Genomic DNA, 9,768 nt, shown 5'->3' with positions numbered 1-9,768 from the left:
GGGAGGGGAACAACATGATTAATAAAGAAGTAGTTCCGTCAAAAGTTGAGTTTTGCTGGGGATTACCTGTTATTCCAACACCACAAACAAAAGAACTTCTAGAGGAATATGTTAATCAAGCTAAAAGAGCTGAGAAGAATAACTTTGACTCGGTATTGGTTTCCATTGCACCAACATCTGTTGATCCAATGATAGCAGCGTCTATGATTGGAATGAATACGGAGTTTGTAAAGATTTTGGTTGCGCAAAATACAAACCAGATGCTTCCTACCGTAACAGCAAAAGCATTGAATACTTTAAATAGTTTAATTGGTAATCGTGCAGATATTAACATTGTAACTGGAAGTGCCTCGCTTGTCCTTGCGCGTGATGGATTACCAGAACCGCACCATGTTCGATATGCTAGGACAAAAGAATATATTGAGCTGTTACAACAATTAAGACGAGGAGTAACTAGCTATAAAGGTGAGTTTTATCAAGTAGAAAATAGTGATATTTATCCAAAGGAAGATCTCTCTCGAAGTGCCCGCTACTTTGTAGCGGGGTCCTCCGAGGAGGCAATGAGAGTAGCTGCAGAGTATGGTGATGCTTATATACTTTATGCAACAGACCGCAAAAGTCTTAGAGAACACTATCAAACAGTTAATAATTACGCTAAGCAATATGGGCGCGAGAAAATTCCAGGTGCTATTTTAGTAGACATCATTGCTCGTGAGACTTCGGAAGAAGCATATAAAGAAGCATATGAATTACTTGAGAGAACACCAGCAGCCTTAAAGAGGATGACTAAGCTATTTTTAGATAATGCAGATTCTGTTGGACTTCGCCGATACAAAGATTTAATTACAAAAGATAGTATGTGGATAGATGATCATCTTTGGGGAGGTCTAAGTTTAGTTAACCCATCTAATTCAATTTCTATAGTTGGTAGCTATGAGGAAGTCATCTCGACGTTAACTGATTTTTGGGAAATAGGGGCAAATTATTTTCTTATTACTTCTCAGATTAGTGAGCATGAAATTGAACGTATTGGTCAAAATGTTGTGCAACCATTTAAAAAGAAAATTGAAAAGTTAATCCAAGTTAACTAAAAGAGGGCTAAAAATATGAAGTTAAACATATGGTTGAAGTTTATCATTTTAATGACCTTAATAGTACTCCCTTATCGACAGGTGGAAGCACAGGAAACGGTACAGTTTAATGAGAAGAAAATACAGAAGCATATAGAAGAACAAATATCTCAAGCGGGTATTCCTGGACTTTCAGTAGTAATTGTAAAAGGAAATGAAACGATTTATAAGAAGAATTATGGCTATGCCGATACAGACAAAAAACGTCAAGTTACGAATGAGACTCTTTTCGAGCTAGGTTCTACTTCAAAAGCTTTTACGGCATTAGCTGTATTGCAGCTAGAAAAAGAAGGGAAAATTAAACTTAGTGATTCTTTAACTAAATATGTTTCATGGTTTGAAATGGAGTATAAAGGCAAACCTTATGAAATTACACTTTATGACTTATTACACCATACTAGTGGAATACCGGAAAAGGCCATTGGATATATTCCTATAACCAATGGCAAAGATTCTATTGAGAAAACGATTAGGAATGTTATGCCAATAGGACTAAACCGAGAGCCGGGTAGCAGTTTTGAATATTCTACGGTTAACTACGATCTATTAGGCTTAGTAATCGAGAAGGCAACTAATCAATCATTTGAAAGATATGTTCAAGATCATGTGCTATCAAAGTTGGATTTATTGAGTACATACGCTGGACGTGAGATGGCCCCATTAGATAACATGGCCCAAGGTTACAAGCGTAATTTCTTACAATCATTACCCTATGACGCTCCTAATTATAGGGGGAATACACCGGCTGGATATTTTATTTCAAATATAAATGATATGGAAAGATGGTTAAAATTACAGCTTGGGGTTGAAAAGCCTAGGATGTTTCCGGAGGAATTGATTAACGATTCTCATAAAGCGAATAGAAAGGTTGCCCCAGATAGCAATGGAGCTTCATATGCAGCTGGATGGGAGGTCTATCAAAGTGGTGGAGGGGAAATTTCACATGGTGGAAGTAACCCAAATTATTCATCGTATATTGGTTTCCGTGATGAGGAACAGATAGGGGTCGTAGTATTAGCAAATCTGAATAGTAATTACACTTACTATATCGGTAGCAGTCTTTTAAATATGATGATAGATAAAGAAGTTAAACCGTTACTCTATGATGAATATAAGAAAACAGATCAAATAGGAACAGCCTTATTTGTGATCTCATTTTTGTGTTTACTAACGTTATTGGTCATGTTATTTCATTTAATAAGAGAGATTATTTTTAGAAAAAGAAAATTTATATTACCAACGGGAAAAACATGGTTACATATGGTATTAGTTGTTGCGATATATGGGCTAATGATTTATGCACTCTATCAACTACCAAATCTCTTGTTTGGAGGGCTTCCGTGGGCATTTATAAAAGTTTGGGCTCCTTCAACTGTTGTACTTGCAATATATGCAATTGCGGGGGTGGGTTTGGCCTATGTTATCCATACATTCTTAAATCTGTGTTTTCCAAGACAAAAGGGAAAGTCGCTTTTGACATTAATAGTTTTGGGGCTAATATCAGGATTTGGTAATGCCTTTCTCATTTTTGTGATTAATGAAACGTTTGTTAGATCGAATAATTTGGAAAATGGCTTGTTATTTTACTTTGTACTTGGAATCGTTATGTATGTCTTTTCACAACGTATTATTAGAACTAGCATTGTATCGTATACAAACGAGCTAGTTTATGAAAAAAGGATGGAATTAACAGATAAGTTGTTACAGACTCCTTATTACAAATTGGAGTTGATTGAGAAGGGTCGAATAGAGGCGACATTAAATAACGATACGGAAGTAATCTCTCGTTCTCTCAATCTATTAGTTACTGCTGGAACAAGTTTATTAACGTTACTATTTTGTTTTCTCTATCTTGGTGTAATGAATATGTATGCCTTTTTACTATCCTTGTGTATCATCTTTATTACTGCAGGGGTATATTCTCTGATCGGACGACAAGCAGATAAAGTTTGGAATGAAACAAGAGATATTCAGAATGTATATTTTCGTTTGATTGGTGATCTAAGGCATGGTTTCAAAGAGCTTAGGCTTCATACTGGAAAACGAAACGATTTTCGAGAAGTTATGAATGAAAGCTGTAATAACTATCGTGTTAAACGAACGATAGGAGATATTAAATTTGCAAATGTGTTTGTTCTGGGAGAACTATTATTCATTTTTGTTATTGGTATTGTAGTTTTCGTATTTCCAGAAATTTTTGTTAATATGCCGAAAGAGACGATAAGTAACTATGTAATTGTTTTTCTGTATATGACAGGTCCAGTTAATGAAATACTGGGCGGTATCCCTCAGCTCGTAAATGTACGTATTTCTTGGCAACGTATTCAACAAATGGTGAAGAGTGTAGATCATATAAAGGCAAATGAGCAAATCGCGACAACAAAAGAGTACTTAGATGTGCCAATTTGTTTGCAGCTACAAAATGTAAGTTATAAGTATAAGAATAAAGATGGAGATTTTACTGGTTTTGGTATTGGTCCAATAGACATGGAGTTTAATTCTGGAGAAATAGTCTTTATTGCTGGTGGTAATGGGAGTGGAAAATCTACTTTATCAAAACTGATTACTGGGTTATATGAACCTAATGAAGGTAACGTTTTATTAAATGGAAAAGAAATAGCTCCAGAGGAATTGAATCAATACTATTCAGCTATCCTTAGTGATTTTCATGTTTTTGATAGGCTATATGGAATTAATACAGAAGGAATGAAAGCAGAAATCAATCATTATTTAGAACTTCTCCAACTGAGTGACAAGGTTGGCATTGATAATGGGCGTTTTACTACTACGCAACTATCAACTGGACAAAAGAAAAGGTTGGCATTGCTGGTTACGTATTTGGAAGATCGACCTATACTTTTATTTGATGAATGGGCAGCGGATCAAGATCCTGGTTATAGACGCTTCTTTTATGAAGAATTGTTACCTCAAATGCGAGCGAAGGGTAAATGTATTATTGCTATTACTCACGACGATCAATATTTTCATTTAGCAGATAAGCTTATAGTGATGGAGATGGGAACTGTGAAAATGAATAAAACAAAGGAGGCATTATCATGAGTAAGGAAATTAAATGTGTTGTTTGGGACTTAGATTGTACAATTTGGGATGGTGTTTTATTAGAGAGTGGTACAGTTACTTTAAAACCTGGAATTTATGAAATTATATGTGAATTAGATCGACGTGGAATACTGCAATCAGTTGCTAGTAAAAATAATTACGAAGATGCAATAGCTAAATTACGGGAATTTGGAATAGAAGAGTATTTTTTATATCCAGAGATTCATTGGAACTCTAAATCTAGTTCCATTGAGAAAATTAGAAAAAATTTAAACATAGGTATTGATACTTTTGCCTTCATTGATGACCAACCTTTTGAATTAGAAGAAGTACAGAGTGTTCATAATGATATTCTGTGTATACATGTAAATGAATATAAGTCGTTATTAGACTTGCCACGACTACAACCAAAAAGAATTACAGAAGATTCACGTCGTCGAAGACTGATGTATTTAGAAAATCTTAAGAGAACGAAGGATGAAGAAGAATATGAAGGCCCAAAAGAAGAATTTTTAGCTTCACTTGGGATGAATTTTGTGATTAGTGAGGCTCGTGAGGAAGATTTGCAGCGTGCAGAGGAGTTAACAGTACGTACGAATCAATTAAATTCGACTGGTATTACCTATGATTATGATGAATTAAACTATTATCGTAATCATCCAGATTATTTATTATTAGTTTGTGAGTTATCAGACAAATATGGCTCCTATGGGAAGATTGGTTTAACACTTGTAAAAAGGACGGAGGAAGCCGACTGCCTAAAACTTCTTCTCATGTCTTGTCGTGTAATGTCCCGTGGCGTTGGTACTATACTCCTCACATATCTAATGGAAAGGACAAAACAGGCAGGTAAACGCTTTTTGGCTGAGTTTCGACAGACTGACCGTAACCGTATGATGTTTGTTACGTACCGATTAGCTGGATTTAAGGAAACTAGCAACGAAAATGGAATATTAATTTTAGAACATAATCTTGAGAATATAAATCCTTATCCTCACTATATTAATATACAATTTCCGGAAACACCAACGGATGTGGATAGAGGGGAAGTGGAAATATGCAACAAACAATTGTAAAGCATTCTCTTACGCATCCACAAAAAAGAGTTTGGTATAATGAACAAATTTATCCAAACACATCTATGTATAACATCGGAGGGATGGTTCTTATTAATGGGGAAATTAATTTTACAATTTTAGAAAAAGCAATTCAATTATTCATTAAGAAAAATGATGGTTTACGTCTACGGATTTTTCAACAACATGGAGAACCGCACCAATATATATCACCATTTGAACCTACACCAATACGTTTAATTGATTTTTCTAATCATCATAATCCAAGTTTAGAAGCTAGAAAATGGGCCCAGGATGAATTTCAAAAACAAATTCCACTTGAAGGAGGCCCTCTGTTTGAATTTGTGCTCTTGAAAATAAGTGATGTAGAAAGCTCCTATTTTGTTAAGTTTCATCATATTATAGCTGATGGTTGGACAATCCAACTTATGACGAGTCAAATTATCGATTTTTACTCTAAATTAAAGAATGATGAGCATATAAATGATATGGTTGAATCTACTTATCTGTCTTATTTACAAGCAGAGGAGAAATATCTGGAATCCCCTCGATACGTAAAAAATAAGAATTATTGGAATGAGAAATTTATGAATCTGCCAGATTTCTTTTTATCAAAAACATCTCATTCTCTAGAAGGGAAACGAAAGATATTTTTAATTGAAAAAGAAAAATCGGTTGCTCTACAGTCTTTTATACAAAAACATAGAATATCTATGAATACATTATTTTCAACCTTTATGCTTATTTATATTCATAAAATGTATGATCAATCAGACATAATCATTGGATCTCCTGTACTAAATCGTTCCGGTGTACTAGAAAAGAAAATAGTAGGTATGTTTACTAGCACAATGCCGTTACGGTTAAATGTTGATGAAGATGAGAGTGTTCTATCTTTCATTAAAAGAGTAAATCATGAAATAAAACAATGTCTATTTCACCAGCGTTATCCTTATAACTTATTGGTAAAAGACTTGCAATTGACTAGTAAAGGATACAATGGTTTATTTCAATATAGTGTGAATTACTATAATACAAAACTTAAAAATACTATTGATGGATTTTCTTTAGAAAACGTGGAGTTTTACAGTGGTTACCAAGCCTATTCATTGCAGTTAGTTATTAAGGAATGGGCAGATGAAGGTTTAGAAATTCAATATGATTATAAAGTCGCGGATTTTGAAGAAGATCAAATCAATTGTATGCATGAGAGGTTTTTAGCTTTAATAGAACAAGTTTTACGTAATGAAGATCAATCGATAAAAGAATTATCTTTGTTATCGGATGATGAGCAAAAGTTTATGTTAGAGAAATTTAACAATACAGCTGTTGTGTATCCGAAAGAAAAAACTATTCAAGAATTATTTGAAGAACAAGTAAAACAGACACCAGAAAAAATAGCAATTCAACATGCTGATAGATCAATGACTTATCTTGAATTAAATAAGAAATCTAATCAGTTAGCAAGAAAGTTAAGAGAAAAAGGAGTCAAAAATGGTCAAGTCGTGGGTATACTAGCTAAACATTCACTTGAGATAGTAATTGCAATTTGGGGAGTTATTAAGGCTGGAGGTACATATTTGCCTATAGATCCTTCCTACCCAGAGGACCGAATTCGTTATATTTTGAATGATAGCGGCACAACATTACTTTTAACTGACTATACAAATGAGGGTAATTTAGAATATTTAGGTGAGAAAATTAATATATGTGATCAGAAACTTTATGAAGGAGATAATGCCAATCTAAACCTAGTAAATGCACCAAATGATCCAATATATATAATTTATACCTCTGGAACCACGGGGAATCCTAAAGGAACTGTAATCACTCAATGTGGATTGGTTAACTATATTTCCTGGGCTAAAAAGAACTATATTAGTAGTGATAATGATGTTTTTGCATTATATTCATCCGTTTCTTTTGATTTAACAGTAACTTCAATATTCACTCCTTTAATAAGTGGTTTATTGTTAGTAATATATCATGATAATGAAGATGAGTTTATTTTGTCAAAAATACTCATGGAAAATGTAGTAACAGTGTTGAAAGTTACGCCTTCACATTTAGCATTGTTAAATAACTATTCACCCCCAAGAGTTTCATCTCTTCGCAGATTGATTGTGGGTGGAGAGGATTTGAAAACCTCAGTCGCCGAAAAGATATATGATCTTTTTAGCGGTAAAGTTGAAATAATTAATGAATATGGACCAACTGAAACTGTGGTTGGATGTATGATTCATCGTTATGATCCAGATCTAGATCGAAGAGCATCCGTACCAATTGGTACACCAGCTGATAATGTTCAAATATATTTATTGGATAAGAATCTTCAGCCGGTTCCTATTGGTGTAAAAGGAGAAATTTATATATCGGGTGATGGGGTAGCTAAAGGTTATTTAAATCGTCCGGATTTAACAGCGCAACGTTTTTTATCCAATCCATTTATTTCGAGTGAGAAGATGTATCGAAGTGGTGACTTAGCTGTCATGTTGCCAAATGGATTAATTGAGTATCAAGGACGGATGGATTCTCAAGTGAAAGTTAAAGGATATCGTATTGAAATAGGGGAAGTTGAGAATGCACTGTTACAACACAAGTCTGTTAAAGATGTAGTAGTGGTGAATTGGCAAGGTGAGGATAATTCAAATCATCTAGTTGCTTACATTGTTTTGAAAGACAGTGTTCAAAATATAGAAATACGCAGTTTTATTTCGCATATGCTACCAAGTTATATGATTCCTTCATTTTTTATCTATATGGATCAGCTACCGCTTACTATTAATGGAAAGGTAGATCGTCAAGCGTTGCCAGATCCGATGTTAAATAACGGTTTTAATCATACTCATTTAGAAGAAGTAGATGAAGATGTTACTGGAATGGTTAGTGAAGTTCTCAAGGAAATATTACAGACTGATAGAATCGAATTGCATAGTAATTTTTATCATTTAGGTGGAGATTCTATTAAAGCGATCCAAGTGAGCGCTAGATTACAAGAACTGGGATGGAAAGTTAGAGTTAAAGATGTACTAAATTATCCAGTTGTAAGTGAATTGGCAGCAATGTTAGTTAAACAAAAAGATGTTACAGTCTCACAAACATTGGTAACAGGAAAGGTAGAGCCTACTCCTATTATGCGTTGGTTCCTTGATCAACAGTTTAAGAACCCGCATCATTGGAATCAATCGGTATTACTGTCTTTGAAGAAGCCGGTTAAAGAAGAATATGTTAATAAGATGTTAAATACGATCATGCATCATCATGATTTGTTACGGTTAAGGTATGAGGATAAGCAGGATTACTTCTATTATGACGAAGATATGTCCATTGTTGATTCTAAGGTTACCATGTTTGATTTGTCTGAAATTCCAATTGAAATGGCTTTGAATCAGGTTCATATAAAAGGTGAAGAGTTAAAAGGAAGTTTAAATTTGAATGTAGGACCATTATTTAAAGGGGCCTTATTCCAGCTTTCAAATGATCAACAGTTGTTATTATTAACTGCACACCACCTTATTGTTGATGCTGTGTCCTGGCGTATTTTAATTGAAGATGCAAACCGATGTTTGAATAGCTTGTATTTAGGAGAAGTTCCATCGCTACCATTAAAAACTAACTCTTTCCAAGATTGGTCTGAAGCTTTAAATAGTCGAGGAGTTAATTTAGTACGTGCTGAATTAGATTATTGGGAATCCATAGATAACATGCTAGATAATAATTTTCAAATTAATAGAGAAAAAGAAAATAGTACTGTTGATAGTTGTACTACTCTTACCTTTACATTGAATGCAGATGATACAAGAAAACTATTAACTACTGCAAATGTGCCTTACAATACACAACCAATGGAGTTGTTACTTGCTGTGTTGACAGAAAATTTAGGTAAATATACAAACCAAGATCAAATTAAATTTGAGTTAGAAGGTCATGGTCGAGAGGAATTATTTGAGCATCTTGATATTTCACGTACAGTAGGGTGGTTTACAACGATGTATCCTATTGTATTACAAGTTTCGCATAATATTGCTAATCAAATAAAGAGTGTTAAAGAAGAGGTTCGTAAAAGACCTAATAAGGGAATTGGATATGGAATTCTTAAAGAGAAGTTTCCTTCTTGCAAAGATTTAGCTCAAAATATAATTCGTTTTAACTATTTAGGAGAGATAGATAATTCTCTCGGGGATGGATGGTTTACTATTGTTGATTATCAAAGTGGCAGTGAACAATCAAAAGATAATCATATTACTGCATTATTGGATATTGTGGCCATGGTTAAGAATAAAAGCTTAGAAATTCATGTGACATTTAGTACAAGTCATTTTCAAAAGAATTTTGTAGAAAATTTATTTTCAGATTATCTAGAACGACTACAGACATATATCCAATCCTGTTGTCAAATGCAAACAAAAGAATTTACTTCATCAGATTTTGAAACCTTAAACCTTAGTGATGAAGAAATTGATAATTTGTTTGATTAAACAACTATTTGATGAAAATTTTAT

General features: G+C 33.8%; 4 protein-coding genes. All 4 read left to right on the top strand.

The window, feature by feature from the left end; translation table 11 throughout:
- The first annotated feature begins 14 nt into the window (after positions 1–14).
- From ACTFRH_RS21560 to ACTFRH_RS21545, 4 genes are read left to right on the top strand one after another with little or no spacing between them, the layout of a single operon-like run.
- Entirely contained in the window at positions 15–1,091 is a 1,077-nt protein-coding gene (locus ACTFRH_RS21560) for an LLM class flavin-dependent oxidoreductase (protein ID WP_000608549.1), read from the top strand.
- 15 nt (positions 1,092–1,106) lie between these two features.
- Positions 1,107–4,190 (top strand): cyclic peptide export ABC transporter, encoded by a 3,084-nt coding sequence (locus tag ACTFRH_RS21555; RefSeq protein ID WP_000773398.1) that lies wholly within the window; start codon positions 1,107–1,109, stop codon positions 4,188–4,190.
- Positions 4,187–5,266, top strand: a complete 1,080-nt coding sequence (locus tag ACTFRH_RS21550; protein WP_000031545.1) for an HAD-IIIC family phosphatase — start codon at positions 4,187–4,189, stop codon at positions 5,264–5,266. Before ACTFRH_RS21555 ends, ACTFRH_RS21550 begins: the two co-directional genes overlap by 4 nt.
- Positions 5,248–9,744: a non-ribosomal peptide synthetase gene (locus ACTFRH_RS21545; RefSeq protein WP_001187884.1), complete on the top strand. Its 4,497-nt coding sequence runs from the start codon at positions 5,248–5,250 to the stop codon at positions 9,742–9,744. Before ACTFRH_RS21550 ends, ACTFRH_RS21545 begins: the two co-directional genes overlap by 19 nt.
- The last annotated feature ends 24 nt before the right edge of the window (positions 9,745–9,768 follow it).

The sequence above is a fragment of the Bacillus cereus group sp. MYBK216-1 genome, assembly GCF_051916495.1.
In the GTDB taxonomy this organism is placed as follows: Bacteria; Bacillota; Bacilli; order Bacillales; family Bacillaceae_G; genus Bacillus_A; species Bacillus_A thuringiensis_K.
Note: the sequence above shows the minus strand (reverse complement) of the source record. Positions and strands in the feature narration are given on the sequence as shown.